The 24729-nt window shown below is 62.8% G+C and carries 21 protein-coding genes and 2 riboswitches; of the genes, 15 read left to right on the top strand and 6 right to left on the bottom strand.

From position 1 onward, the window contains the following. The first annotated feature begins 55 nt into the window (after nt 1-55). Both AC1MBU_RS02010 and AC1MBU_RS02005 read left to right on the top strand, forming a co-directional pair. Complete coding sequence (locus AC1MBU_RS02010) at nt 56-1498, top strand: CCA tRNA nucleotidyltransferase (protein WP_479788303.1); 1443 nt, start codon at nt 56-58, stop codon at nt 1496-1498. Further along, nucleotides 1495-2142, top strand: coding sequence for a histidine phosphatase family protein (locus AC1MBU_RS02005; protein ID WP_056545578.1), 648 nt, complete (start codon nt 1495-1497; stop codon nt 2140-2142). The genes AC1MBU_RS02010 and AC1MBU_RS02005 overlap by 4 nt, the downstream gene beginning before the upstream one ends. Here the strand turns inward: AC1MBU_RS02005 and AC1MBU_RS02000 are convergent. After that, complete coding sequence (locus AC1MBU_RS02000) at nt 2139-3299, bottom strand: DUF418 domain-containing protein (RefSeq protein ID WP_479788302.1); 1161 nt, start codon at nt 3297-3299, stop codon at nt 2139-2141. The genes AC1MBU_RS02005 and AC1MBU_RS02000 overlap by 4 nt on opposite strands. A gap of 469 nt (nt 3300-3768) precedes the next feature. Between AC1MBU_RS02000 and AC1MBU_RS01995 the strand changes: the two genes are divergently transcribed. The 6 genes from AC1MBU_RS01995 to AC1MBU_RS01970 all read left to right on the top strand — a co-directional run bounded on the left by AC1MBU_RS01995 (nt 3769) and on the right by AC1MBU_RS01970 (nt 10479). After that, a complete protein-coding gene (locus AC1MBU_RS01995; RefSeq protein WP_277358508.1) occupies nt 3769-4080 on the top strand; it encodes a hypothetical protein in 312 nt (103 codons plus the stop codon). Nucleotides 4081-4328: 248 nt separating this feature from the next. After that, the gene (gene mshA, locus AC1MBU_RS01990) at nt 4329-5618 is read left to right on the top strand and encodes a D-inositol-3-phosphate glycosyltransferase (protein ID WP_479788301.1); all 1290 of its coding nucleotides are present in this window, start codon (nt 4329-4331) and stop codon (nt 5616-5618) included. A gap of 9 nt (nt 5619-5627) precedes the next feature. Then, on the top strand, nt 5628-6395 hold the full coding sequence (locus AC1MBU_RS01985) for a phosphatase (RefSeq protein WP_479788300.1): 768 nt from the start codon (nt 5628-5630) through the stop codon (nt 6393-6395). 107 nt (nt 6396-6502) lie between these two features. After that, nucleotides 6503-8194, top strand: a complete 1692-nt coding sequence (locus tag AC1MBU_RS01980; RefSeq protein ID WP_471672610.1) for a formate--tetrahydrofolate ligase — start codon at nt 6503-6505, stop codon at nt 8192-8194. A gap of 34 nt (nt 8195-8228) precedes the next feature. Beyond that, nucleotides 8229-9272 (top strand): L-threonine 3-dehydrogenase, encoded by a 1044-nt coding sequence (gene tdh / locus AC1MBU_RS01975; RefSeq protein WP_277358512.1) that lies wholly within the window; start codon nt 8229-8231, stop codon nt 9270-9272. Nucleotides 9273-9285: 13 nt separating this feature from the next. Next, on the top strand, nt 9286-10479 hold the full coding sequence (locus AC1MBU_RS01970) for a glycine C-acetyltransferase (protein ID WP_277358513.1): 1194 nt from the start codon (nt 9286-9288) through the stop codon (nt 10477-10479). Nucleotides 10480-10598: 119 nt separating this feature from the next. On the opposite strand, the gene AC1MBU_RS01965 is transcribed toward AC1MBU_RS01970, so the two are convergent. Next, nucleotides 10599-11093 carry a DUF2306 domain-containing protein gene (locus AC1MBU_RS01965; protein WP_277358514.1) on the bottom strand — a complete coding sequence of 165 codons (495 nt, stop codon included), beginning with the start codon at nt 11091-11093 and terminating at the stop codon, nt 10599-10601. Nucleotides 11094-11170: 77 nt separating this feature from the next. Between AC1MBU_RS01965 and AC1MBU_RS01960 the strand changes: the two genes are divergently transcribed. Next, complete coding sequence (locus tag AC1MBU_RS01960) at nt 11171-11791, top strand: MerR family transcriptional regulator (RefSeq protein WP_277358515.1); 621 nt, start codon at nt 11171-11173, stop codon at nt 11789-11791. Between the two features lie 20 nt (nt 11792-11811). Here AC1MBU_RS01960 and AC1MBU_RS01955 read toward each other — a convergent pair whose 3' ends face one another. Both AC1MBU_RS01955 and AC1MBU_RS01950 read right to left on the bottom strand, forming a co-directional pair. Further along, the gene (locus AC1MBU_RS01955; RefSeq protein ID WP_277358516.1) at nt 11812-12789 is read right to left on the bottom strand and encodes a YeiH family protein; all 978 of its coding nucleotides are present in this window, start codon (nt 12787-12789) and stop codon (nt 11812-11814) included. A 107-nt stretch (nt 12790-12896) separates the two neighbouring features. Beyond that, the gene (locus AC1MBU_RS01950; RefSeq protein WP_056545557.1) at nt 12897-13982 is read right to left on the bottom strand and encodes an inositol-3-phosphate synthase; all 1086 of its coding nucleotides are present in this window, start codon (nt 13980-13982) and stop codon (nt 12897-12899) included. A 213-nt stretch (nt 13983-14195) separates the two neighbouring features. Here AC1MBU_RS01950 and AC1MBU_RS01945 point away from each other — a divergent pair, with 213 nt between their 5' ends. The 6 genes from AC1MBU_RS01945 (at nt 14196) to AC1MBU_RS01920 (ending at nt 23873) form a co-directional block, all read left to right on the top strand. Continuing rightward, nucleotides 14196-15665 (top strand): hypothetical protein, encoded by a 1470-nt coding sequence (locus AC1MBU_RS01945; protein WP_479788299.1) that lies wholly within the window; start codon nt 14196-14198, stop codon nt 15663-15665. Continuing rightward, nucleotides 15662-16759, top strand: coding sequence for a lipid II:glycine glycyltransferase FemX (locus tag AC1MBU_RS01940; protein ID WP_479788298.1), 1098 nt, complete (start codon nt 15662-15664; stop codon nt 16757-16759). The genes AC1MBU_RS01945 and AC1MBU_RS01940 overlap by 4 nt, the downstream gene beginning before the upstream one ends. Nucleotides 16760-16761: 2 nt before the next feature. Then, nucleotides 16762-18207, top strand: coding sequence for a phytoene desaturase family protein (locus AC1MBU_RS01935; RefSeq protein ID WP_479788297.1), 1446 nt, complete (start codon nt 16762-16764; stop codon nt 18205-18207). Between the two features lie 84 nt (nt 18208-18291). Beyond that, nucleotides 18292-18393, top strand: a riboswitch (glycine riboswitch). Nucleotide 18394: 1 nt separating this feature from the next. Next, nucleotides 18395-18498: riboswitch (glycine riboswitch) on the top strand. A 54-nt stretch (nt 18499-18552) separates the two neighbouring features. Beyond that, on the top strand, nt 18553-21381 hold the full coding sequence (gcvP, locus tag AC1MBU_RS01930) for an aminomethyl-transferring glycine dehydrogenase (RefSeq protein WP_277358520.1): 2829 nt from the start codon (nt 18553-18555) through the stop codon (nt 21379-21381). A 9-nt stretch (nt 21382-21390) separates the two neighbouring features. Next, entirely contained in the window at nt 21391-22503 is a 1113-nt protein-coding gene (gene gcvT / locus AC1MBU_RS01925) for a glycine cleavage system aminomethyltransferase GcvT (RefSeq protein WP_277358521.1), read from the top strand. Further along, nucleotides 22500-23873 carry an L-serine ammonia-lyase gene (locus AC1MBU_RS01920; RefSeq protein ID WP_479788296.1) on the top strand — a complete coding sequence of 458 codons (1374 nt, stop codon included), beginning with the start codon at nt 22500-22502 and terminating at the stop codon, nt 23871-23873. The genes gcvT and AC1MBU_RS01920 overlap by 4 nt, the downstream gene beginning before the upstream one ends. Nucleotides 23874-23910: 37 nt before the next feature. Here AC1MBU_RS01920 and AC1MBU_RS01915 read toward each other — a convergent pair whose 3' ends face one another. Then, nucleotides 23911-24105, bottom strand: coding sequence for a hypothetical protein (locus AC1MBU_RS01915; protein WP_479788295.1), 195 nt, complete (start codon nt 24103-24105; stop codon nt 23911-23913). A 19-nt stretch (nt 24106-24124) separates the two neighbouring features. Next, entirely contained in the window at nt 24125-24655 is a 531-nt protein-coding gene (locus AC1MBU_RS01910; protein WP_346027772.1) for a P-loop NTPase family protein, read from the bottom strand. Nucleotides 24656-24729 lie beyond the last annotated feature (74 nt).

The following is a 24729-nucleotide window of genomic DNA, read 5'->3' as shown; positions in this document are numbered from 1 at the left end:
GTGCCCCCGTTCCCGTAATGGTGTTTGGGCTGATCTCTGGCACGCTTAAAGGACTATGGTGCACCTGTTGGAAGATTCCCCGTTGACCGCCCCCCTTCCGGCGGTGGTTACTGAGCTAGGACGGCTGTTCGCTGATGCCGGCCACGAACTTTCACTTGTGGGCGGGCCGGTCCGCGACCTTTTCCTCGGTAGGTCCTCGCCGGACCTCGATTTCACCACGGACGCTGATCCGGATCAGATAATCGCGGTCATCCGGCGGTGGTCCGACGCCTTTTGGGAGATTGGGCGGGAGTTCGGAACGATCGGGCTGCGCAAGGCGTCCTTCACCATCGAAGTCACGACCTACCGCGCCGAGGCGTATGAGCCGTCCTCCCGCAAGCCCGTGGTTGCCTTCGGCACGAATCTGGAGGATGACCTCCTCCGCCGGGACTTTACGATCAACGCCATGGCCTTGCGTCTGCCCTCACTGGAACTCGTGGACCCGTACGGTGGAGTAAAGGACCTGCACGCGGGCCTGCTGCGCACTCCGGGGGCGCCGTCGTCGTCATTCTCCGATGATCCGCTCCGAATGATGCGCGCGGCACGGTTCGCTTCCCAGCTGGGAGTGGAGGTTGCGCCGGAGGTGCGGGATGCGATGGCCGCGATGGCCGAGCGCATCACCATCATTTCCGCAGAGCGCGTCCGGGATGAGCTGATCAAGCTCATCAACGGTGCCCACCCCCGGCGGGGCGTCGACCTCATGGTTTCCACTGGGTTGGCCGACCATGTGCTGCCTGAGGTGCCTGCGCTGCGCCTTGAGATGGACGAGCACCACCGGCACAAGGACGTCTACCAGCACTCACTGACCGTGCTGGAGCAGGCGTGCGCACTGGAAACCGATGACGACGGCGCGGTGCCGGCTCCGGACTTTGCCCTGCGGTTCGCTGCCCTGATGCACGACGTCGGGAAACCGGCAACCCGACGATTCGAATCAACCGGCGCGGTGAGTTTCCGCCACCACGATGTTGTCGGAGCAAAGCTGACAGCCAAGCGGATGAAGACGCTCCGTTTCGACAATGACACGATCAAGGCGGTGGCGCGCCTCGTGGAGCTGCACATGCGCTTCTACGGCTACGGCGAGGCGGGCTGGACGGATTCCGCCGTGCGCCGTTACGTGAGCGACGCCGGGCTGCAGCTTGAACGGCTGCACCGGCTGACGCGGTCGGACGTGACAACGCGCAACCGCCGGAAGGCAGAGCGCCTCGCTTTTGCTTACGACGACCTCGAGAACCGCATCGCTGCGCTCGCCGAGCAGGAAGAGCTCGCATCGATACGGCCGGATCTGGACGGAGAAGACATCATGAAGCTGCTGGGCATTCGGCCGGGGCCGGTTGTGGGGCGGGCCTATCGCTTTCTTTTGGAGGAACGCATGGAACATGGTCCGCATACCCGTGAGGCTGCCGAGTCCAAGTTGCGCGTCTGGTGGGCCGGCCAGCCCGAAGCAGGAGATGAATCATGAGCCAGTCCGGAGCAGCTGCCGCTGATCTGACCGCGGCGGGCACACCGCTGCCTAACCTTTGGCTATTGCGCCACGGTGAGACGGAGTGGTCCCGCGACGGCAACTACACCGGCCTCACTGACCTTGCGCTGACTTCGGCCGGCGAGCAGCAGGCACGGGACGCTGCGAGCCGGTTGGCCGGCGTCGAGTTTGACCTGGTCTTCACGTCTCCGCTTCAGCGTGCGCGACGCACGGCTGAGCTGGCCGGTTTTGGTGGCGCCGAGGTGCTCCCGTATGCCCATGAGTGGGACTACGGCGACAATGAAGGCCGTAACAGCGCGCTTGTCCGCAAGGAGAATCCGGATTACCTCATCTGGAAGGACGGCGTCCCAAACGGAGAAACCATTGCCCAGGTGGCAGCACGCGCTGACCGGATCATCTCGAGGGTTCAGGCCGGTTGCGGCACACCGGCGGACCAGGATCCGCAGGCGCAACCGGTGCGTAACGCCCTCCTGGTTGCTCACGGCCACTTCCTCCGGGTGCTTACGGCGCGCTGGCTGGAGTTCGAACCCGTGGAGGGGCGGCGCTTCATCCTTGGTACGGCCGCGGTGTGTGCGCTCGGCTGGGACAAGCGCACTCCCGCCATCCTGCGCTGGAACGTCTAACTTCCCGGTGCCCGCGTACTCCGTCGGCCATACGTGATGCTCCGCAGTAGCCACTCTGCCGGGCCAATTCGTATGCGTGCGAGGAGAAGGCGGCTGAGGATAAGTTGGGCTGCAAAGATGACGACGGCGATTCCCGCCACCGCGCTGGCCGGCAGTCCGTCGGAGAGCCGCAGCCCGTAGGCGGTGAAAACGAGCGCCATGATCACCGACTGCAGGAGGTAGTTGGTGAGCGCCATGCGTCCCGCGGGTGCAAGCAGTCCGCAGAGGCGTGCTCCGGCCGCCGTGCGGAAGAGCAGCAGGAGGAGACTCACGTAGCCGGCTGTCTGCAGAGGCGCGGTGAGCGTTGAGATGCCGAAGGCCAGCACACTGAACCGGTCGCCGCTCCCATAGGTGGTCAGGTAGGCCTGGAAAACACCGGCGGCGAGGCCGACGGGAAGGCAGGTTGCCGCCGTCGTCGTCAGGATGCGGGTGGAGAGCGGCCGTTCCAAAAGGCGGGCCCGGGCGGCCGCGAGCCCGAGGTAGAACATTCCGAGCGAGAGCGGACCCTGAACGAAGACCACACCGGCAACGTTCTCCAGGAAGTTGTCCGCGTTGGCTGCGAAGACCGAGCTTGGGCTCTGGGTGAGCGCGCCTGAATTGACTGCAATAGCGGCGGAAGGAGCACCCGCTCCGGCGCCGGCAATGAAAAGGCCCACAGCCAGGATGAGCGAACCGATCCCTCCAATCAGCGCACTGCCCGTGATGACGGCCGTGGACGTGCGCAGTGAGTGCGTCGCGAGCAGAATCAGGCCCATCAGCGCATACGTCAGGAGGATGTCCCCAAAAAACAGGACGAGACCGTGCAGCAAGCCGAGGACAAACAACGCAGCAAGGCGGCGCTGGATGCGTTGTACCGGGGATGCGGTTGCCGCAATGGCCGCCCGCCACTGCAGATCAAAGCTGTAGCCGAACAGGAAGGAGAAGAGTAGGTAGAACTTCGCTTCGAAGAGAGCTGCAACCGTGAACCGCACTGCGAGGTCAGCTGCCGACCGGTGATTCGGGCTGATTTCGCCGGCAAGGGTGAACGGGTCGGCGAAGTACCAGATATTGACCATGAGGATGCCGCCGAGCGCAAAGCTGCGCAGCGCATCGACCTCGCGGAGCCGTGCAGATCCCATCCGCCTACCTCTCCTCGAATCCTTGGTCAGCCTAACGCTGCCTGGCGGGCTAATGCGCTGCTGCTGTCCCGGCTACTCCCCGTCCGGCAAAATATTCGGAATTTCTCGCAAAAGAGCTAGGCGAAGGCGCTTCGTTTGAGGTAGCTTTGAGAAGTGCCATTGGGAGAACCCAATCTTCCTTTGTTTTTGCACTGTTCAGGTAAGCGCAAGTTAGAAGTGGAGGTGGGATTCGGTGATTAATCTTCTCGGCGGCATGATGGCCGCGCGAACCCGCCCAGCCTCCGCCATCGCTGCGCATTAACTTCCTGCTGAAAACGGCACTTCTCTCCTAATTTCTTCTGCGGAGAAGTTTTCTTTTTCCTTTGTGTGCGTCAGGCGGAACCCGCCTCGCTTTTTCGTGCCTTTCTCACGAATTCCGGGCTCATCGCAGCCCTCTTCTCTTCCCGCACCACAATCTCAGGAGATATCCATGCCTGTTTCAGCCCCTGTTTCCACCGAACGCACCACGGCCCAGGTCGATGCACAGCAGCGTTCACACGGGGAATTCATCATGTCCGGCAGTCTCACCCGCCTCGACCCGGTTCGTGAACCCGACACGCAACCCGTCGATTTATCAGCGGTGATGCCTGACTTCACGCAGCGAGAGGAGGTGTACTTCATGATTAAGAAACTTCGGGAAAGTGTTTCCTTCTGGAAGCGAATACAGGAATCGTCGGTCGATAACGCCTGGGAAAACGCCCAGTCTTTTGCCCTGCCGCAGCATCACCTGTTCATCAAGTAACAGGTGCGTCCATGCGGCGTGTAGCCGCGCCCTGTCGATCCGCGAAGGAGAAACTGATGCAAGTCATCGGTGCCACCACCAGAGAAGCCCGCGCTTCCCAGCGCGGGCTTCCGCCTTTAACGGACCACTCCGGCTCCACGAGGCGCTCCCGCGGAATGTCGTGACTGTTGTCCGCGTTATATGGTCACTAGTGGCCAGAGGTCAAGTGCTGGCAGAAGAATACAACCTGGACGGCGAAGGGAGGGCTCGTGACCCCCGTGAAGCGCGTGGCGATGCTGTCGCTTCACACGTCGCCCTTCGATCAGCCCGGCGGCGGCGACGCCGGCGGTATGAATGTCTATGTACGCTCAGTGGCGCTGGAGCTCGCCAAGGTCGGTATCGACGTCGAAATTTTCACTCGCGCAGCAGCGGACGGGCAACCTCACATTGAGGAGTTGGGCCCGGGTGTCCTGGTCCGTCACCTTATTGCCGGACCCACGCGCCGGGTTCCGAAAGAAGTACTTCCCCAACTCTCCGATGACCTGGCCGACGCCATCGCCGACGCCACCGATCTGCTTGCCGACGGACACTTCGATGTCATCCACTCCCACTACTGGGTCTCCGGCATCGTGGGCTTGACCGTCGCGAAGTCCCTCAACCTGCCGTTGGTTCATTCGATGCACACCATGGCGAGGGTGAAGAACCTCCGGTTGCATGCCGGAGGAGTAAGGGAACCTGAATCGCGGATTGCCGGCGAGCAGACAATTGTCAACGACGCCGATCGCCTCATCGCCAACACAAGTACCGAGGCCGCGGAATTGGAATCCCTTTACGGCGCGGCCGCCGAGAAGGTCGACATTGTCGCCCCCGGTGTGGATCTCGACATCTTCAATGCGCTTGACCGGCCCGCGTCACGCGCAGGGCTTTCGTTCTCTGCCGAGACGTTCCACGTGGTCTTCGCCGGCCGGATCCAGAAGCTGAAGGGTCCCCACCTGCTGGTTGAGGCTGCCGCTGACTTGCTGGCGCGGCGCCCGGACATCCCACTCCAGGTCAGCATCATCGGCTCCGGCAGCGGACCTGAAGCCCTGGAGCTGCGGCCCCTGATCAATCGGCTTGGACTACAGGACGTGGTCCGGCTCTATCCGCCCGTTTTGCCGGAGCAGCTTGCGCACTGGTTCCGCGCGGCCGACGTCGTTGCGATGCCTTCCTACAGCGAATCTTTCGGTCTGGTGGCGCTTGAAGCGCAGGCCTGCGGCACACCGGTTCTGGCAGCGAATGTCGGCGGACTGCCGCAGGCGATCAGTGCCGGGCGAACCGGCGTTCTGGTTGACGGGCATGGTGCCGCACTATGGTCAGCGGCGCTGGAGGTCCTGCACGACGACGGCGCAATGCGCCGCACGCTCGGCACCAATGCTGCGGTGCACGCGTTGGCCTTCGGTTGGCAGCGGACCGCACTGTTCACGGCGCAGAGCTACCGGACGGCCGTCGAACAATACGAGGGTGCGCCCCGCACTGTAGGCCGCAGCACATCAGCCAGTTCCCCAGGACAGTGTGCCTAGGATGGACGGGTGAATGCAGCCGCCGAACTCGCCAACTATCTCGACTCAGTAGGTATTACCGGGAAGGTTGCCACACCGCGGCAGGACAACCTGCGGCACATGCAGCTGTTCCTTGATGGAAACGAGCACCTCGAGTTTGGTGTGCGGCTTACCCGCACCTGGAGCCTTGATGAGGTGTTTGACCTGATGCACGAGCGCGTCGGCACCAGCGCCGACCGGGATCATCTCGAGGGTCAGGACACCATCGACGCGCACAAGTGCGTCGCAGCACTCGACCGGTTCGCGGACCGGTTTGGCGTGGCCGTCCGCTCGGGCAGCCGGATTCTGTTCGCGACCGGCCACCCCGCAGGGTTGCTGCCCGTTCACGCTGCGCTCGCCGCTGCAGCTGAACGGGGCGGCGCAACCGTCGTCAAGGTCCCCGAGGGCCAGCCCTTCCGTGACGGTGACATCCGGCAGTTGTTCGGTGTCCTGGCCTGGCATCAGTACGGCGGCCTCGTCCACACCCACTATCCGGAGCCGATGCGGCTCAGCCTTGAGCTTCTCGCATCCCAGGGCGCACCCGCGCCCGAGCTGGTCGTGGCCGACCATGGTTGGGCAGGGCATGCCGCATCAGTTGGCATTCCGACTCTCGGCTTCGCCGACTGCAATGACCCCGGCTTGTTTGTCTCCGAGGCTGAGGGGCAGTTGGAGGTCGCGGTGCCGCTGGATGACAATCTGTGCCCCGGTCTGTATGAGCCGATGACCAGCTACGTTCTGGAGCGCGCAGGACTCGGCTAAAGCCCCTCTTCGGCGGCGCGCTCGCGCGTGGGCGCGCTGGTAGATTGGATGCAGCTCACACCCGAGCCGCCCATAGTCCAGCCAGCACCCCGGAGGGATTTCAGACGATGACGTCTATCCACGCCCCTGTGTCCGATCTCGACATTGCACGAGCGGCCCGTATCCGTCCCATCGAGGACATCGCAGCAGCGGCGGGTATTCCTGCTGAAGCGCTGGAACTGCACGGGCGGTACAAGGCAAAAATCGACGTCGCGCAGTTGCCTCGCGTCCCCGGGAAGGCGCCGGGGAAAGTGGTTCTGGTCAGCGCCATGAGTCCAACTCCCGCGGGTGAAGGAAAGTCCACCTTGACGGTAGGGCTTGCGGATTCGCTGGCGCGGGCCGGCCAGAGCGTGATGGTTGCGCTGCGCGAGCCCTCGCTTGGCCCGGTCATGGGCATGAAGGGCGGAGCCACCGGCGGCGGGTATTCGCAGGTGCTGCCGATGGAGGACATCAACCTTCACTTCACCGGTGATTTCCACGCGATCACCAGTGCAAACAACACGCTCATGGCCCTGGTGGATAACTCCATCTACCAGGGCAACCCGCTCAACATCGATCCGCGAAGGATCACCTTCAAGCGCGTGCTCGACGTCAATGACCGCAGCTTGCGGGACGTGGTGATCGGACTGGGCGGGCCCACGCAGGGAGTTCCGCGCCAGGACGGTTTCGACATCACGGTGGCGTCCGAAGTCATGGCCGCTTTCTGCCTCGCCACTGATCTCGCCGATCTCCGGAACCGGCTGGCGCGCATGACCATCGGATATACCTATGACAGGAAGCCGGTAACCGTTGCGGATCTCGGCGTCGAGGGAGCGCTGACACTGCTGCTGAGGGACGCCGTGAAACCGAATCTCGTGCAGACGATTGCCGGCACGCCGGCGCTGGTGCACGGCGGACCGTTCGCCAATATCGCACACGGCTGCAACTCGGTCATCGCCACCCAGACAGCGCAGCGCCTTTCCGACATCGTGGTAACCGAGGCCGGGTTCGGCGCAGATCTGGGTGCCGAGAAGTTCATGGACATCAAGGCGCGGGCCGCGGATGTGGCGCCTGACGCCGTCGTAGTGGTTGCGACCATCCGTGCCTTGAAGATGCACGGTGGTGTGGCGAAGGACAATCTGCGGGAGCCGGATGTCGACGCGGTGAAGCGCGGAGTCGTGAACCTTCGGCGCCACGTAGCGAACGTGCGGAAGTTCGGCATCACACCCGTGGTGGCCGTCAACAAGTTTGTTACTGATACGGATGAGGAACTCGAGTGGCTGTTGTCGTGGTGTGCTGCCGAGGGTATCAGCGCGGCCGTGGCGGATATCTGGGGTGAGGGCGGCGGCGGCCCGGGCGGTGACGATCTCGCCGGGAAAGTCCTGGCCGCGCTTGAAGCACCTCGCTCCTTCCGGCACCTGTATCCACTGGAACTCCCTGTGGAGGAGAAGATCCGCACGATTGCGCAGGAGATTTATGGGGCATGCGACGTCGAATTCTCCGCTGCTGCCCTGCGCCGGCTCAAGGAGATCCAGGCAAACGGGTGGGATCAGCTTCCGGTGTGCATGGCCAAGACGCAATACTCGTTTTCCGACGACGCCACCCGGCTCGGCGCTCCCGAGGGTTTCACCCTCCATGTACGGGACCTGATCCCGAAGACCGGAGCGGGCTTCATTGTCGCCCTCACCGGAGCGGTGATGACCATGCCCGGTCTGCCGAAGGAGCCAGGTGCCCTGCGCATGAACGTGGATGACGACGGCGGCGCGGTGGGACTGTTCTGAGTATTGTCCAGCGATACAAACGAAAGGACTGTGGGTGAAGGCGCTTTATAAATCGGGTGCTCGGGCTGGTTTTGAGTTCGTGGATCGGCCGGAGCCGGTGCCTGGCGTGGGTGAGGTGAAGATCCGGGTGTTGACCACGGGTATTTGCGGGACGGATCTGCATATTGAGTCGTGGGATTCGTGGGCGGCCGGGATTATCGAGGCGCCGCTGATTCCCGGGCACGAGTTCTACGGTGAGGTTGTGGAACTCGGTGAGGGTGTGTGTGAGGTCCGGGTGGGGGACCGGGTGTCCGGTGAGGGACATATTGTGTGTGGTATTTGCCGTAATTGCCGTGCTGGGCGCCGGCAGATGTGTATCCGGACGGTCAGTGTGGGCGTGCAGCGTGATGGTGCGTTTGCTGAGTTCGTGGTGATTCCGGAGACCAATGTGTGGGTTCACCACGATGCTGTGACACCGGAGTTGGGTGCGGTGTTCGATCCGTTCGGTAACGCGGTTCATACGGCGTTGAGTTTCCCGTTGGTGGGTGAGGATGTGTTGATCACGGGGGCTGGTCCGATTGGTTTGATGGCGATCGCTGTTGCCCGTCATGCCGGTGCACGCAACATTGCGATCACGGACGTGTCGGAGCCGCGGTTGGATCTTGCCCGGTCCATCGGCGTGGATTTGGCGGTGGATGTGAGCCGGATGCGGATCATCGAGGCGCAGCGTGAGCTGCATATGGTGGAGGGTTTTGATATTGGTCTGGAGATGTCCGGGCACCCCACAGCGTTGCCGGAGATGATCGAGAACATGAACCACGGCGGGCGGATCGCAATGCTGGGCTTGCCGTCCCAGGACATCACGATCGACTGGGGGAAGGTGGTCACGCACATGCTCACGTTGAAGGGTGTGTATGGGCGGGAGATGTTCGAGACGTGGTACGCGATGAGTGCGATGCTGCAGTCCAATGACCGGTTGCGTGATGCGGTGGCGAGTGTGGTCACTGACGTTTTGCCGGCGTCTGACTGGCAGGAAGGTTTCAGCATTGCCCGTGATGGGCGCAGCGGCAAAGTAGTGCTTGACTGGTCGGCGATCTAGAGGGAGTTTGCGAATGTTTGTTTCAGTGCGGGATCAGCTGCAGTCGGAGCTGCAGGAAATCCGGGATGCGGGTTTGTATAAGCATGAGCGGACCATTTCTTCGCCGCAGTCCAATAGGATCCGCGCGGCGTTGGGCAGCGCGGAGGGGGCGCAGGTGTTGAACTTCTGCGCCAACAACTACCTTGGTTTGGCGGATCATCCGGCGATTATCGAGGCTGCGAAGGGTGCGTTGGATGATCGCGGGTTCGGGATGGCGTCGGTGCGTTTCATCTGCGGGACGCAGGATCTGCATCTTGAGCTCGAGAAGCGCGTGTCGGCGTTTTTGGGCACTGAGGACACCATCTTGTTCTCGTCGTGTTTCGATGCCAACGGCGGGGTGTTCGAATCCCTGTTGAACGCTGAGGATGCTGTCATCTCGGATGCGTTGAACCACGCCTCGATCATTGACGGGATCCGGCTCAGTAAGGCGCAGCGGTACCGGTACGCGAACCGGGATATGGCGGATCTTGAGGCGAAGCTGCAGGAGGCTTCCGGTGCGCGCCGTCGGTTGGTGGTGACTGACGGGGTTTTCTCGATGGATGGGTATCTTGCTCCGTTGCAGGAGATCTGTGACTTGGCGGAGCGGTATGACGCCATGGTGATGGTCGATGATTCGCATGCTGTGGGTTTCATGGGGCCAACGGGGGCGGGAACACCGGAGCATGCTGGTGTGTCTGACCGGGTGGATCTGTATACCGGGACGTTCGGTAAGGCGTTGGGTGGTGCCTCGGGTGGGTACGTGTCCGGGCGGGCGGAGATCGTCGAGTTGTTGCGGCAGCGGGCGCGGCCGTATCTTTTCTCCAACTCGCTGGCCCCCTCGATTGTCGCGGCAACCCTGACGGCCCTGGACCTGGTCCAGAACAGTGCGGAGCTTCGTGCACGGTTGGGTGAGAACGCGGCCCTGTTCCGGTCTCGGATGAGCGAGGAAGGATTTGAGCTGCTCGCCGGCGAGCATGCCATCATCCCGGTTATGTTCGGTGATGCCGCGCTGGCGGCGAGAGTGGCGGACAGCATGCTCGAACACGGGGTCTACGTGATCGCGTTCAGCTACCCGGTTGTCCCCAAGGGAGCCGCGCGCATCCGTGTGCAACTCTCCGCAGCCCACAGCGCCGAAGACGTGGAAGCGTGCGTCACCGCCTTCGTTGCAGCACGGGACGCCACGGCGTAGTTCCTGCGTGCCGCGCTGAAGTAGGCGAGGGTGATTGCTTCCTGCTGAAGAGTACGTAGGCGGATGCCGCGCGGAGGCGATCCTGCCGCCCCAACCGCCCCCGGTCACGCCCAACGGTACTAAACCGGCGCCTTGCCGGTGTGGACCACCTTGACAGGTGCCGCTACCGTTCTCGGCCGGACCGCCAGGTAAAGCCCGCCCACTGTGAGCAGCACCAGCGCAGCAACAACGACGGCGGTGCCCGGGTCATCAGCCAACAGCAGCGGTATTGCCCGCCCCGGTGCCGTGGCTGCGAACACAAAAGCGATTGCAATGCCGATGTAGCTACCGATCATGTTGGCCCGGTGAGCAACGATGTTGCGGCGGATCGCCGAGACGAGGCCGAGCGTCACCGTGATAATGGTGAAGGCGGAGAGACCGTGAAGCCAGCTGAAATGTCCGTCGGTCACAATCCCGAAACTGCTCACGCAGACGAAGTACATGGCGCTCACCCAGGTATAGCCAATGATCCTGTGGGTGCGGTCGCGTCGCCGTCGGAAAATATTGAGTGGCCCGAGCACCAGGACGTACAGCGCGGCGACCACGTGGGCGGCTATGAGCGGGCTCCAGTCCATGGTTATAAGATAGACCCACTATCTTGCGATGTATATCTGGATAGTTGACGTCTTTCCACTATCCAGTGAGGACCCTCGTGCAGCTGAAGGAACTGAGCGCGTCAACGGGCATAAGCGCCGCCAGCATCAAGTTCTATCTTCGCGAAGGACTGCTCCAGCGCGGGGTCGAGATCCATCCCACTCGTGCCGAGTACAGCATCCGGCACGTTGAACGCCTCGAGCTGATCTCGGGTCTCCGGTCAGTCGTCGGGCTTCGTGTCGATCAGATCCGTGGCTTGATCGGACTCATTGAGGATACCGGTGTATCCCGCCTTGAGCTGTTGGGCAAAACCCAGGCGATGGTGATGGGTGCCCCTGCGGAAGCGGTGCAGGACCACCCGCTTATGAACGGGCTGTTGGCAGCCCAGAGCTGGCCGGATGCACCCTCTGAGGCGCGCGCGCTGCTCAACATCATCCTCCGGGAAATGGAGACAATGGGACTTTCGGTGAGCGCCGACGTCGTACTTGGATATGCACGAGCGGCGGATCAGGTGGCACAGCAGGATCTGGGCACAGTCCTCGACACACAGTCCCGGGATCAGGCAGTGCTCGCGGTGGCAGTGGGTGTCCGCGCATACAGCCGACTGCTCCTTGGCCTGGTGGGGATGGCGCAGGCGTCGCACAGCATCCGCCGACTGGGTGGAACACGTTCCGCGTGAGGCCTGCAGGCCACGTTTCTTCAGGACAGTGGCAGGGCCACCGAGCAGACGAGGGATACCGCGAGGATCACCAGGGTTGAAATCAAACCGAGCAGCACCGGGCGCTTGCCCACGCGCAGCAGGCTTTTCAGGTGGACTCCCAGACCCAGGGCGAACATCGCCGCTGACAGCAGCAGCGTCTGCAGGATCTGTGCCAGTTCCAGGACCCCTTGCGGGAGGACATCCGAGGTGCGCAACAGCATCGCTCCGACAAACCCCACAATAAAGAGCGGGACCACGGGAGGAATCTTGCCGCCTGTAGCCGGTTCGGCACGGCGCATGCGCAGGGCTATTCCGGCGGTGATCGGCGCCAGGGTGAGGACACGGGCGAGTTTCACCGTGACGGCAACAGCAAGAGCAGAGCTGCCCACTGATCCGCCCGCGGCAACAACCTGTGCCACTTCATGGGTCGATGCCCCGATCCACACGCCGAGGGTCCTCTCCGGCATTCCCAGCAGCCCGCCCAGGAAGGGGACCGTGGGGATCATCAGGGTCCCAAAGAGCACCACCAGTCCGATGGCGGTGGCGACTTCCGTCTTCTTGGCGCCGGCCGCGGTCTCCGTGGCTGCAACCGCTGCCGCACCGCAGATAGAGAACCCTGAAGCGATGAGAAGTCGCTGGGCAAAGCTGATGCCCAGGAGCTTTCCGATCCACAGTGTGGCAGCGAAGGTCACACCCACTGACAGAAAAACAAGGAGGAGCACACCGGGGCCCAGCCCAAGTACTGCTGAGAGTGAGAGTTGAAGTCCGAGCAGTACGATGCCCGCCCGCAACAGGGTTTTGGATGAAACACCGATCCCCTCGAAGAACAGGGATGGCACCGGCAACAGGTTCCCCCAGGCCGCTCCAAGGAGGATGGCGATCAAGAGCGGGCTGGTTCCCGGGAGTAGACCGCTCAGCAGCCAGGAAATTGCAGCGCCGGCGAGACACACCGCCAGACCGGGAAGGCTATTGCTCATGACAACAATCTCTCATGCGATGCGATCGCCAGCGGTCGGGCAGGCCCCTTCCCCACAACAAAACGCCCCCGGTAGGACCGGGGGCGTTTCATCAGAGGGGAACTGCTCTAGCGCTCGACCTCGCCGCGGATGAAAGCTTCAACTTTGTCGCGGGCGATGTCGTCGTTGTACTGCTCCGGCGGCGACTTCATGAAATAGCTCGACGCCGAGAGGATCGGTCCGCCGACGCCGCGGTCTGCGGCAATCTTCGCGGCGCGGATGGCGTCGATGATCACACCGGCCGAGTTCGGGGAATCCCACACCTCGAGCTTGTACTCAAGGGAAACCGGTGCATCACCGAAGTTGCGCCCCTCGAGACGCACAAACGCCCATTTGCGGTCATCGAGCCAGGCGACGTAATCCGACGGTCCGATGTGAACGTCGTCGGCGTGCAGTTCGGCCTCTACGTTTGAGGTGACAGCCTGGGTCTTGGAAATCTTTTTTGACTCAAGGCGGTCCCGCTCGAGCATGTTCTTGAAGTCCATGTTGCCGCCGACGTTGAGCTGGTACGTGCGGTCCAGCGTGACTCCGCGGTCTTCGAACAGCTTGGCCATCACGCGGTGGGTGATCGTTGCGCCGATCTGGCTCTTGATGTCGTCACCCACAATCGGCACACCCGCTGCAGTGAACTTATCAGCCCACTCCTTGGTGCCTGCGATGAAAACGGGAAGTGCGTTGACAAAAGCGACGCCCGCATCGATTGCGCACTGCGCATAGAACTTCGCTGCTGCTTCGGAGCCGACTGGCAGGTAGCAGACCATTACGTCAACCTGTGATGCCTTGAGCTCAGCGACGACGTCAATCGGCTCCGCATCGGATTCGACGATGGTCTCGCGGTAATACTTGCCCAGACCATCGAGGGTGTGCCCGCGCTGGACCTTCACTCCGGTGGGCGGCACGTCCGCGATCTTGATGGTGTTGTTCTCGCTGGCGCCGATGGCGTCGGCGAGGTCCAGGCCGACCTTCTTGCCATCGACGTCGAACGCGGTGACAAACTGCACGTCATTGACGTGGTACTTGCCGAACTCCACATGCATCAGTCCGGGGATGGTCGCCGTAGCGTCTGCATCCTTGTAGTACTGCACGCCCTGCACCAGGGATGCTGCACAGTTGCCAACACCGACGATTGCTACCCGAATGGGGTTAGTTCCCACTGTTCTCCTCTTTACGCGCACTTATAACCGCCCGGACCGAGGTCTTTGTTTGCCTTTGCCTCCGGCGAAATCCACAGCTTACCCAGTCTACTTGTTATTGCGAACGCCCGTTGTTGCCTGCTCATTCCCTCAAGCCCTCCGGAGTGCGGAATTACAGGTGGGTTTCTACGAAGAGGGCGCCATTGTCCTGCCCGTTGGCTAGGCTTTCGAGACATGGAGCAAGAGCAGGGTCAGCGCCGCCCCGCAAGCATCTCCGTGCCTACGCGCGGGGACCCCTTGCTCAGGCATGCCGCGGAAGTCGCCGGCGGGCCACTTGGGAGGCACGCTGCACCGGGCAGGGTGCGGCCGGTCGTCTTCACCGTCGGGCGGGTCCTGATCCTGATGACCACAGCCGCCGCTGTCCTGGCGGTGCTGATCAAGGCTCCGTGCCGAACCGACGGATGGACACGTCCCGCGCAGTTCTACCGGGGCTGCTACTCAGACTGGACCGAGGCCTTCCAGTTCCAGGGTCTCGGAAGCGGTTTGTCCCCATTCGCGGAGGGGTCCACCTTTGATGGGCCGCTGCTCGTTGGAGTGTTTGCGGGACTGGTCGCGCTACTGGTGCCGACGTCCGCGGACGGCATAGTCCAAACGCAATCCCTGATGCAGTATTTCGACGTGAACGCTGTACTGATCGCTGCCGCGTGGATTGGAACTGTTGTTACCGTGATGCGACTGGCGAGTCGCCGACCCTGGGATGCGGCGCTTGTGGCGGTGGCGCCGATCGCGATCCTGACGGCAACCTCAAGCTGGGTGCTGCTGTCCGTCCTATTGAGTGTCCTGGCTGTGTGGGCGTTTGCCCAGGAGCGCTATGTGATCTCCGGCGTCCTGCTCGGGTTCGGCGCCGGGTTCAGCGTTCACGTGCTCCTGGTCCTCGCTGCCGTCATACTGTTGGCCATCCGGACCGGCCGGTTCAGGGGTGCCCTGCTGAGCGGCGGTTCGCTGATCGCCGTCTGGGTACTCACCGTTCTGCCGTTCGGGCCCGAACGCATTCTGGCACTGCCGTGGGAATACGATCCGGCTCGCCTCGGCATTTCCTCTTCGCTGTGGGCGGGCTATGACCTGCTTGCGCAGCGGCTCGGCCTGCCGGTGCTCTCTCCGGTAGCAACAGCAACCCTGGCTTTTACCATTTTCGCGGTGCTGGTTGCCCTGATATGCCTGCTGGTGCTGCGGGCACCGCGACGCCCACGCCTTCCGCAAGTGATTCTTCTGCTGCTCGGAGCACTCGTCCTGGTCCTGCCCGACTACCCTCCCGCACTCACTCTGTGGTTGCTGCCCTTCGTTGCGCTCTCGTATGTCGATTGGCGAATACTTTGTGTCTGGCAGCTTGTTGAACTACTTCACTGGTGGGCGTACTGGATGTACGTAGCCCGTGAAGCGTCGTCAGGCGTGGTGGAGAACAATATCGACTCCCCCTACTATGTCGCCGCGATCTTGGCGCGGCTACTGGCCACCGGTTACCTGTTGTATCGGGTTGCGCAACATATACTTGAATCGACATATGATCCCGCACGGCGCATTGGTATTGACGATCCGGCAGGCGGCCCCTTCGATGGCGCTCCAGACCGGCATGCGCCTGCTCCGGTACTGTTGAGCGAGTCCTCTCCAAACCTCACCATCACCGCACCGAAAGACCCCCAGTGACAGAATCCGTCTTCCGCAGTGAGCGCCTAACGCCAGAGGCATTCGAGCTGTTGGCGTCGGCAAGCCCCGATGTCGTCATTCCGCTCGAACAGACTCCGCAGTGGGCGGACTTCGAGCGCAGTCTGGGCCGGGAACCGTACGGATTGTGGGCCTACTACGACGACGACGACGGCGCACCGGCTGCGATGGTGAGCTTCCTCCGGGTGCGGCGCAGGTTCCGAGAATCGCTGGTCGCGATCAACGGGCCCGTATGGTTCGCGGACCGTACCGCGGAAGCTGAACTCCGTCTTATGCACACGGTTCAGCACCAGTTCACTGATGATCCGGGCACAGACCCTCTCTATGTCCGCATGCAGGTGAAACACCCGCTGCCTCCTGCAGCCGGCCCGATCGAGCACGGCTGGTATGAGCGCGAGATCGTCGTTGACCTGACGCCGGGCGAGGATGCAATCTTCAAGTCTTTCCGGCCGAATGCCAGGAACAGTATCCGTCGTGCGGAACGGTCAGGCGTGGAGGTCCGGACCATCGAGCGGGCACGCTGGGTCGAGGTATTCAGGGCGGACCTGTACCCGATTCTGCAGGAAACAGCGGAGCGCGACGGCTTCTCCAGCTTCGGCCCCGAATACTACGAGTTGCTGCTCTCAACTCTGGGGGATCATCTTCGGCTCATGGTCGCCTACGTGGACAGCAGGGCTGTGAGTTGGTTGATCACTACCGAATACCGCGGCTACTCGGTCTACTATTTTGCGGGCAGCACACACGACGCGCGCAAGACGTTTGCGCCTTATCTGTTGCTGTGGGAAGCGTTTAAACAGCTCAAAGCTGCCGGCAATACCGCTTGCGGGCTTACCGGCATCGTGAGTGAGAACTACCCACAACTGGTCAACGTCACCACGTTCAAGCGGAACTTCTCCAAGAACGTTGTGGACCTCCCCACAACTTATGACATCCCGCTGAACCCGGGTAAGTACAAGGTGGTGGCTGGACTGCTCTCATTCCGCAGAACGGCGCCGGCCAAAGGTCGCGCGTTGCTCATGCGAGCAGCCTCGTCCGTGTCCACGCTTCGCGCCCACCGGTCCGGAGGGAAGAGCTAGCCATGGCGGACGTCGCGATTGTCGGTGCCGGCCCCAATGGGCTGGCTGCCGGCGTCGTGATGGCACGTGCAGGCTTGAGCGTGGAGATATTTGAGGCCGAACGAGCTATCGGCGGCGGGTCACGCACCATGGAGCTGCTTGAGCCGGAACACGTGCATGACATTTGTTCGGCTGTGCATCCGATGGCGTTGGCGTCACCCTTCTTCCGGGAGTTCGGTCTCCGGGAACGGATTCCCTTCGTGGTTCCCGAGCTGTCGTACGCCAATCCGCTGGACAATGGCCGTGCTGGACTCGCGTACCGCGATCTTGGGCGTACGGCGCTCGGTCTGGACAAGGACGGACAGGCCTGGCGGCGACTGATGCGCCCGCTCGTGCAGCACATTGATGGGGTGGTCGATACCGGGCTCAACCAGTTCCTGCGGGTCCCGCGGCATCCAGTCGCGGCCGCCCTGCTCGGTTCAAGGACGCTCGAGCAGGGGACTGGCCTGTGGAACCTGCGCTTCTCGACGGAAGAGGCGGCGGCATTGTTTACCGGAGTTGCCGCACATGCCGTTGCTGCCCTGCCCACACTCGCGGCTGCAGGTGCCGGGCTCACCCTCGGAGCGTTGGCGCATGCCGTGGGATGGCCCATTCCGGTTGGCGGATCCCAGGCATTGGTCAACGCTATGGCGGATGACATCCGGGCACATGGCGGCGCCGTCCACACTGCCCGTCGGATTGAATCGGTCGGCGAGTTCGACGGAGCAAAGGCAGTCCTGCTCGATGTCTCACCCGGTGCTGTTGGCGGCCTGGCAGGCGATCGCCTCCCGCAGGGCTACGTCTCAATGCTGGACCGGTTCCGCTTCGGGGACGGCGCCTGCAAGGTTGACTTCATCCTCTCGGGGCCGGTGCCGTGGGCAAACGAGGAAGTACGAGCGGCCGGCACAGTTCATGCGGGCGGAACCCGGGCTGAAGTGGCGGCGTCGGAAGCCGACGTGGCCGCCGGACGCCATCCGGAAAAACCGTACGTGCTGGTTTCGCAGCCTTCCCTGTTCGATTCTTCCCGTGCACCCCACGGACGGCAGGTTCTGTGGACTTACTGCCACGTGCCCAACGGTTCCACGCGGGACATGACGGAGGCCATTGTGCGGCAGATCGAACGTTTCGCGCCCGGCTTCCGCGACGTCGTCGTGCGTTCACACGTCATGACTGCAGCTGACCTTGAGCAGTACAACGCCAATTACGTGGGCGGTGACTTCAGCGGTGGCGCGGTGACCATCCCTCAGCTGCTGGCGCGTCCCTCATTCGGGCCGCGCCCTTGGCGGATGCCGGGGAAGGGCCTCTATCTGTGCTCAGCATCGACCCCGCCCGGCCCGGGCGTGCACGGGATGGGCGGTTATCACGCGGCAAAACTTGCACTCAAGGACGTGTTCGGGCTGCCGGTGCCGCAGTTGGGAAGGTCATCGTGAGCGCACTCCTTTGCTGATCGATTTCAGCGAAGAGTAAGCTTGATCACGATCGCATAACTGAAAAGCGCAGTAATAAAACGCCCTTGACCCGCAGCGGGAGAGTCCTGCCGTTGACCTACAGCCGGCAGGCGCCGTAGGAGCAAACCCTCCCCAGGAATCTCTCAGGCCCAGCACCGCAGCGGAAAGGCAACTCTGGAAAGTAGCGCAGCTGAAGATAGGTTGTGCTCACCGACGGTGCAAGGTGAACCCTGTGTTCACGGAATCTCTCAGGTCCAAGACAGAGCGGGGAGGAACCCACCCACCTGTCCGCGCGCCCTGCACGCACACTGATTCACGGAGTTCCTCATGACGCACCAGACGGAATCAACTTTCTCCGACCGCCACATCGGTCCCCGCTCGGACGACGCCGAGCAGATGCTCAAGGTCCTGGGCTACCCCAGCCTGGACAAACTCGTCGATGTTGCGGTGCCGGCGAGCATCCGTATCAACGAGGGCCTGGACATTCCGTCTGCGCTGAGCGAGTCGGAGGTCCTGGCGGAACTGCGCAGCATCGCCGCGAAGAACAAGACCGCCGTGCAGATGATCGGTCAGGGCTACTACGACACGGTCACCCCTCCTGTCATCCGCCGCAATGTGCTTGAGGCTCCCGCCTGGTACACCGCCTACACGCCCTACCAGCCGGAAATCTCCCAGGGCCGTCTTGAAGCCCTGCTGAACTTCCAGACGATGGTCCAGGACCTCACTGCGCTGCCCATCGCCAACGCCTCCCTGCTCGATGAAGCATCGGCCGTTGCCGAGGCCGTCCTCCTGATGCGTCGCTCCGGCAAGAACAAGGGACGAACCATCCTGGACGCGGAATGCCTCCCCCAGACCATCGCCGTCGTGCAGGGCCGCGCTGAGGCGCTGGGCTTTGATATCGAGATCGCTGACCTCTCAAAGGGATTGCCGGACGGCGACATCAACGGCGTCGTCCTCCAGCAGCCCGGGACATCCGGCACGCTCCGCAACCACACGGACATGGTCGCGAAAGCGCACGACGGCGGCGCCCTGGTGACGGTCGCAGCGGACCTGCTAGCGCTGACCCTGATCACCCCTCCGGGGGAGCAGGGCGCGGATATCGCCGTCGGCTCCGCCCAGCGTTTCGGTGTGCCGCTGTTCTTCGGCGGACCACACGCTGCGTACATGGCCGTTCGAAAGGGCCTGGAGCGCATGCTCCCCGGCCGCCTTGTTGGGGTGTCGAAGGATTCCGACGGCGCACCCGCCTACCGGCTTGCACTGCAAACACGTGAGCAGCACATCCGCCGCGAGAAGGCTACGTCGAACATCTGTACCGCTCAGGCGCTCCTCGCGATCGTTGCCAGCATGTACGCCGTTTACCACGGTCCCGACGGGCTGAAGGCGATCGCGGAACGTGTCCATGGAAAGGCGGCGCGGCTCGCTGCAGCCGTTCCAGGGACGGTCCACGAGTCCTTCTTCGACACCCTTCTCGTGAAGGTCGAGGGCCAGTCCGAGAGCATTGTCCGCAAGGCCGAGGAGCGCGGCATCAACCTGCGGTTGGTCGATGCCGATCACGTCGGCATCTCCTGTGACGAGACCACCACGGACGCTCACCTTGAAACCATCGCCGAGATCTTCGGGGTAAATCTGTCAGCCGACGCGGAGACTGCAATCCCTGCTGACCTGCAACGGACGTCGTCCTATATGACCCATCCCGTGTTCTCCCTCCACCGCTCAGAGACCCAGATGCTGCGCTACCTGCGCGGTCTCTCGGACCGCGACCTGGCACTGGACCGCACCATGATTCCGTTGGGATCCTGCACCATGAAGCTCAACGCCACGGTTGAGATGGAACCGATCTCCTGGCCCGAGTTCGCAACCATCCATCCGTTCGCCCCCGAGCACCAGACCGAGGGCTGGCGCCAGCTGATTGATGACCTGGAGGGCCGTCTCGCTGAAATCACCGGCTACGCCAGGGTGTCGATTCAGCCGAACGCCGGCTCCCAGGGCGAACTCGCCGGTCTGCTGGCCATCCGCAAGTACCATCTTTCACGCGGTGATGAGGCTCGCACAGTGTGCCTCATCCCATCGTCAGCACACGGCACCAACGCCGCCTCTGCTGTGCTCGCCGGCATGAAGGTGGTTGTGGTCAAGACAGCCGGAAACGGCAACATCGATCACGATGATCTCCAGGCAAAGATCGAGGCGAACAAGGATTCCCTGTCTGCGATCATGATCACCTACCCGTCCACGCATGGCGTTTTCGAGGAGGACGTCCGCTGGGTCTGCGACCAGGTGCATGGCGCGGGCGGTCAGGTCTACATCGACGGCGCAAACCTTAACGCGCTGGTCGGGCTAGCAAAGCCGGGTGAGTTCGGTGGTGATGTTTCCCACCTGAACCTGCACAAGACGTTCTGCATCCCGCACGGCGGCGGAGGTCCCGGTGTCGGGCCGGTAGCAGTGGCGGAGCACCTTGCCCCCTTCCTGCCTGGAGATGCGAATAGCGCAGCTGGTGTAGACAACAGCAACACAGCCGGCGTCCCTATCTCCGCCTCCCGCTTCGGTTCAGCAGGCGTACTGCCGATTTCCTGGGCCTATGTGGCGCTGATGGGAAGCGAGGGCCTGACGGCAGCCACGAAGTCCGCGCTCCTTGCAGCGAACTACGTCGCCGCCCGCCTCAATGAATACTTCCCGGTGCTCTACTCGGGTGAGAACGGACTCGTGGCGCACGAGTGCATTCTGGACCTTCGCGCACTTACCGCGAAGACCGGTGTGACAGCCGAAGACGTGGCCAAGCGCCTCATCGATTACGGCTTCCACGCCCCGACGCTGAGCTTCCCGGTAGCGGGCACGTTGATGGTGGAGCCCACGGAGTCCGAGGACCTGCGCGAACTGGACCGTTTTGTCGAGGCGATGATCGCCATCCGACACGAGATCGACCGCGTCGGAACAGGCGAATGGCAGCTGGAGGAGAGTCCGCTTCGCCAGGCACCGCATACCGCACAGACGCTCATCAGTGACGAGTGGTCGCAGGCCTACTCCCGGGAACTGGCTGCATTCCCGCTGCGGACGCTGCGCCACGACAAGTACTTCCCGCCGGTCCGCCGTATCGACGGCGCCCACGGTGACAGGAACCTCGTGTGCTCGTGCCCGCCGATCGAAGACTTCGAGGACTAAGGGATCGCCATGACAAAGCAGACAGCGCTGTATGCCCAGCACCAGGAACTCGGTGCGGCATTCACCGACTTCGGCGGTTGGCAGATGCCCCTGAAGTACCGCAGCGAACTTGAAGAGCACCACACGGTTCGCCGGGCCGCCGGCATTTTCGACCTTTCGCACATGGGCGAGGTGATGGTCACTGGGCCGCAGGCAGCCAGCTTCCTCAACTATGCCCTCGTGGGAAATATGGAGATCATGGCGGTGGGGAAGGCCAAGTACTCCCTCATCTGCACCGAGGGCGGCGGAGTGATTGATGACCTCATCACGTACCGTCTCGCCGAGGACCAGTTCCTTGTGGTGCCCAACGCCTCGAACTCCGACACGGTTGCTGCCGAGCTGCAGCAGCGTGCTGCCGACTTCGATGTCACTGTGCAGGATCAGTCGGAGGAGACCGCTCTCATCGCGGTGCAGGGACCGAACGCGGAGGCGATCCTGCTCGGCATGGCGCCGGCTGCAGACCGCGACGCCATCACCTCGCTCAAGTACTACGCCGCCGTTCGCGTGGAGCTCGCCGGTCAGCCGGTCCTCCTCGCCCGCACCGGCTACACCGGCGAGGATGGCTTTGAACTTTTCATCGAGAACGCGCAGGCCGTACAGCTGTGGAAAGCCGTGACCGAGGCAGGAACCAACCATGGCCTGGCGCCCTGCGGGCTGGCCTCGCGGGACTCGCTTCGCCTTGAAGCCGGCATGCCGTTGTACGGTCATGAGCTCGGCCTGGAGACAAATCCGTTTGAAGCGGGATTGGGCGGTGTCGTCAGCCTGAAGAAGACCGAGAACTTCGTGGGCCGCTCCGTGCTGGAGCCGCTGAAGGCCGAAACACCGGAGCGAAAGCTGGTCGGTTTGCGTGGTACCGGACGCCGGTCTGCCCGTGCAGGGTACGACGTCGTTTCGAACGGACAGACCGTAGGTACCGTTACGTCCGGCCTTCCGAGCCCGACCCTCGGGTACCCGGTTGCCCTCGCTTACGTTGACACAGCGTTGAGCGAACCGGGCACGGAACTGCAGGTTGACCTGCGCGGACGTCCGGAGGGTTTCACCGTCGTTGAGCTGCCGTTCTACAAACGTCCGGGCCGCTCATGACCATCAGCGCCTTCGACCTCTTCAAAATCGGGATAGGTCCGTCCAGTTCACACACGGGCGGGCCCATGACGGCGGCCTTTCTCTTCACCCGGATGGTGGTGGAGCAGGGGCTGCTGGAACAGGTCCAGCACGTCGATGCTGAACTGTTCGGTTCGTTGGGCGTAACCGGTCATGGGCACGGAACAGTCAAGGCCGTGATCCTGGGGCTCGAGGGCGAGCAGCCGCACCTTACCGATCCGGAACGCGCTGAACCTCGTGTGGAGGAAATCTCGAAAACAAAGACCCTTCGTCTGGCCGGCTCCCACGATGTAGCTTTTGATCCGGAGAAAGATCTTGTTCTGCACCGCAAGCAGCGGCTGGACTACCACACCAATGGGATGCGCTTCTCGGTATATAACGCTGAGGGCATACTCTTATTCGCCCGCGAATACTACTCGGTGGGCGGGGGTTTCGTTCTGGACGAGGACCAGATCGGCACCGACCTGTCCGCGGAACAGACCGTCGCGATTCCCTACCCGTTTGAATCCGGCGAACAGTTGCTCGGCCTTGCAGCATCGACGGGAAAGTCCTTTTCCGGGATTGTGCTGGCCAATGAACTGGCCGTCCGGTCCGAGACTGAGATCCGCAACGGCCTGCTCGAGATCTGGGACGTCATGCAGGACACCATCCGGCGGGGGTCGACCAACAGCGGCATTCTTCCCGGTGGGCTGCATGTCCGGCGTCGTGCTGCCCGGCAGTTGGAACTGCTTCAGAAGGAAGCTGACCCCAGTGACCACCTCAGCACCATGGAGTGGGTCACCCTGTTCGCGCTTGCCGTAAACGAGGAAAACGCGGCCGGCGGTCGTGTGGTGACCGCTCCCACCAACGGCGCGGCCGGCATCATCCCGGCAGTCCTGAAGTACTACACAGACTTCGTTCCGGGAGCCGACGACGACGGCGTTATCCGCTTCCTGCTCGCCGCCACTGCTGTCGGTGCCCTCTTCAAGAAGAATGCCTCCATCTCGGGTGCCGAGGTCGGCTGTCAGGGGGAAGTTGGTTCAGCGTGCGCGATGGCCGCTGCGGGGCTGGCCGAGGTGTTGGGAGGCACACCCGAGCAGGTCGAAAACGCCGCTGAAATCGGCATTGAGCACAACCTGGGCTTGACCTGCGATCCCGTCGGCGGACTGGTGCAGATACCGTGCATCGAGCGCAACGCCGTGGGAGCGATGAAGGCAATCACCGCAGCCCGCATGGCCGTGCGCGGCGACGGGCAGCACTTCGTCTCACTTGACGCTGCGATCAAGACGATGCGTGAAACCGGTGCGGACATGATGGACAAGTACAAGGAAACCGCCCGTGGCGGGCTGGCCTTGAACGTCGTGGAATGCTGATTGGGTTCCAGGGACTGCCCAGGAACTGAGCTGCGGCTCAGTCAGCCTTGACGTTCACGATCTGGCGCAGCGTGTGCCGGTTGCGCACGAGGTCGCGGGCATCCTGCATCACCACGTCGATGTCCACACCGACTGCCGCGGGAATGATGGCGCCGAGGGTCGGGATGACCGATCCGACTGCAGCTCCTCCTGCACCGATTTTTAGCGCGCTACTTTGCGTGAGCGAGCTCATCGTTCGATGAATTAGGCCGTCACCTCTCATAGGACCTGAGCCATTGCTCCAGATCCCGCGGTCTGGTGAAGCGAAGCACTGGCAACCCGGCGTCCTGATATTCAAGAATCCTCCGGCGCTTGCTGGCGAAGGACGTGAAGTGCCACCGAATGATCGAGTCGTGTGCGATGACGCGGCGGAAGGTCTCCGTGTTCCCGTTGCAGACCTCTTCCCGCAGCACCATGCGCCGCAGCGTCCTGCGGACCAGCCGGGACAGCGAGAGCCAGCGCGGATAATCCAGCGCAACGATGACTTCAGCGCGCGGAATCAGGTGGTCTGACCACTTCCGGTAGAAGCTGTCCAGCACCCAGGCATCCCGCGAGGCGATTTCCTCAACCATGCGGAGCTGCTCGGCGGGATCCCGCTCCGCCCATCCCGGAAGCCACCCGATGTCCGAGTCTACGGATGTCAGCGGCAACCCGGTCGCAGCGGCATAGCGCTCAGCCGCTGTTGTTTTCCCGGATCCGGTCACGCCGAAGAACACCACCCGCTGGGGAGTTATTGGAATCACGCTCCCATCCTCGCACTCGAGTGTCTACCCACGGATGAGACCCTATTTCGGCTCACTGGATGCGGGTGGAAGAC

It is taken from the genome of Arthrobacter sp. PTI12 (assembly GCF_056679915.1).
This window is presented reverse-complemented; position numbering and strand designations above follow the sequence as displayed.

What these genes read in the sequence shown, in the direction of transcription:
- AC1MBU_RS02010 (WP_479788303.1), top strand. Translation starts at nt 56, where the DNA reads ATGGTGCACCTGTTGGAAGATTCCCCGTTGACCGCCCCCCTTCCGGCG.
- AC1MBU_RS02005 (WP_056545578.1), top strand. Translation starts at nt 1,495, where the DNA reads ATGAGCCAGTCCGGAGCAGCTGCCGCTGATCTGACCGCGGCGGGCACA.
- AC1MBU_RS02000 (WP_479788302.1), bottom strand. Translation starts at nt 3,299, where the DNA reads ATGGGATCTGCACGGCTCCGCGAGGTCGATGCGCTGCGCAGCTTTGCG.
- AC1MBU_RS01995 (WP_277358508.1), top strand. Translation starts at nt 3,769, where the DNA reads ATGCCTGTTTCAGCCCCTGTTTCCACCGAACGCACCACGGCCCAGGTC.
- AC1MBU_RS01980 (WP_471672610.1), top strand. Translation starts at nt 6,503, where the DNA reads ATGACGTCTATCCACGCCCCTGTGTCCGATCTCGACATTGCACGAGCG.
- AC1MBU_RS01970 (WP_277358513.1), top strand. Translation starts at nt 9,286, where the DNA reads ATGTTTGTTTCAGTGCGGGATCAGCTGCAGTCGGAGCTGCAGGAAATC.
- AC1MBU_RS01965 (WP_277358514.1), bottom strand. Translation starts at nt 11,093, where the DNA reads ATGGACTGGAGCCCGCTCATAGCCGCCCACGTGGTCGCCGCGCTGTAC.
- AC1MBU_RS01955 (WP_277358516.1), bottom strand. Translation starts at nt 12,789, where the DNA reads ATGAGCAATAGCCTTCCCGGTCTGGCGGTGTGTCTCGCCGGCGCTGCA.
- AC1MBU_RS01945 (WP_479788299.1), top strand. Translation starts at nt 14,196, where the DNA reads ATGGAGCAAGAGCAGGGTCAGCGCCGCCCCGCAAGCATCTCCGTGCCT.
- AC1MBU_RS01935 (WP_479788297.1), top strand. Translation starts at nt 16,762, where the DNA reads ATGGCGGACGTCGCGATTGTCGGTGCCGGCCCCAATGGGCTGGCTGCC.
- gcvP (WP_277358520.1), top strand. Translation starts at nt 18,553, where the DNA reads ATGACGCACCAGACGGAATCAACTTTCTCCGACCGCCACATCGGTCCC.
- gcvT (WP_277358521.1), top strand. Translation starts at nt 21,391, where the DNA reads ATGACAAAGCAGACAGCGCTGTATGCCCAGCACCAGGAACTCGGTGCG.
- AC1MBU_RS01920 (WP_479788296.1), top strand. Translation starts at nt 22,500, where the DNA reads ATGACCATCAGCGCCTTCGACCTCTTCAAAATCGGGATAGGTCCGTCC.
- AC1MBU_RS01915 (WP_479788295.1), bottom strand. Translation starts at nt 24,105, where the DNA reads ATGAGCTCGCTCACGCAAAGTAGCGCGCTAAAAATCGGTGCAGGAGGA.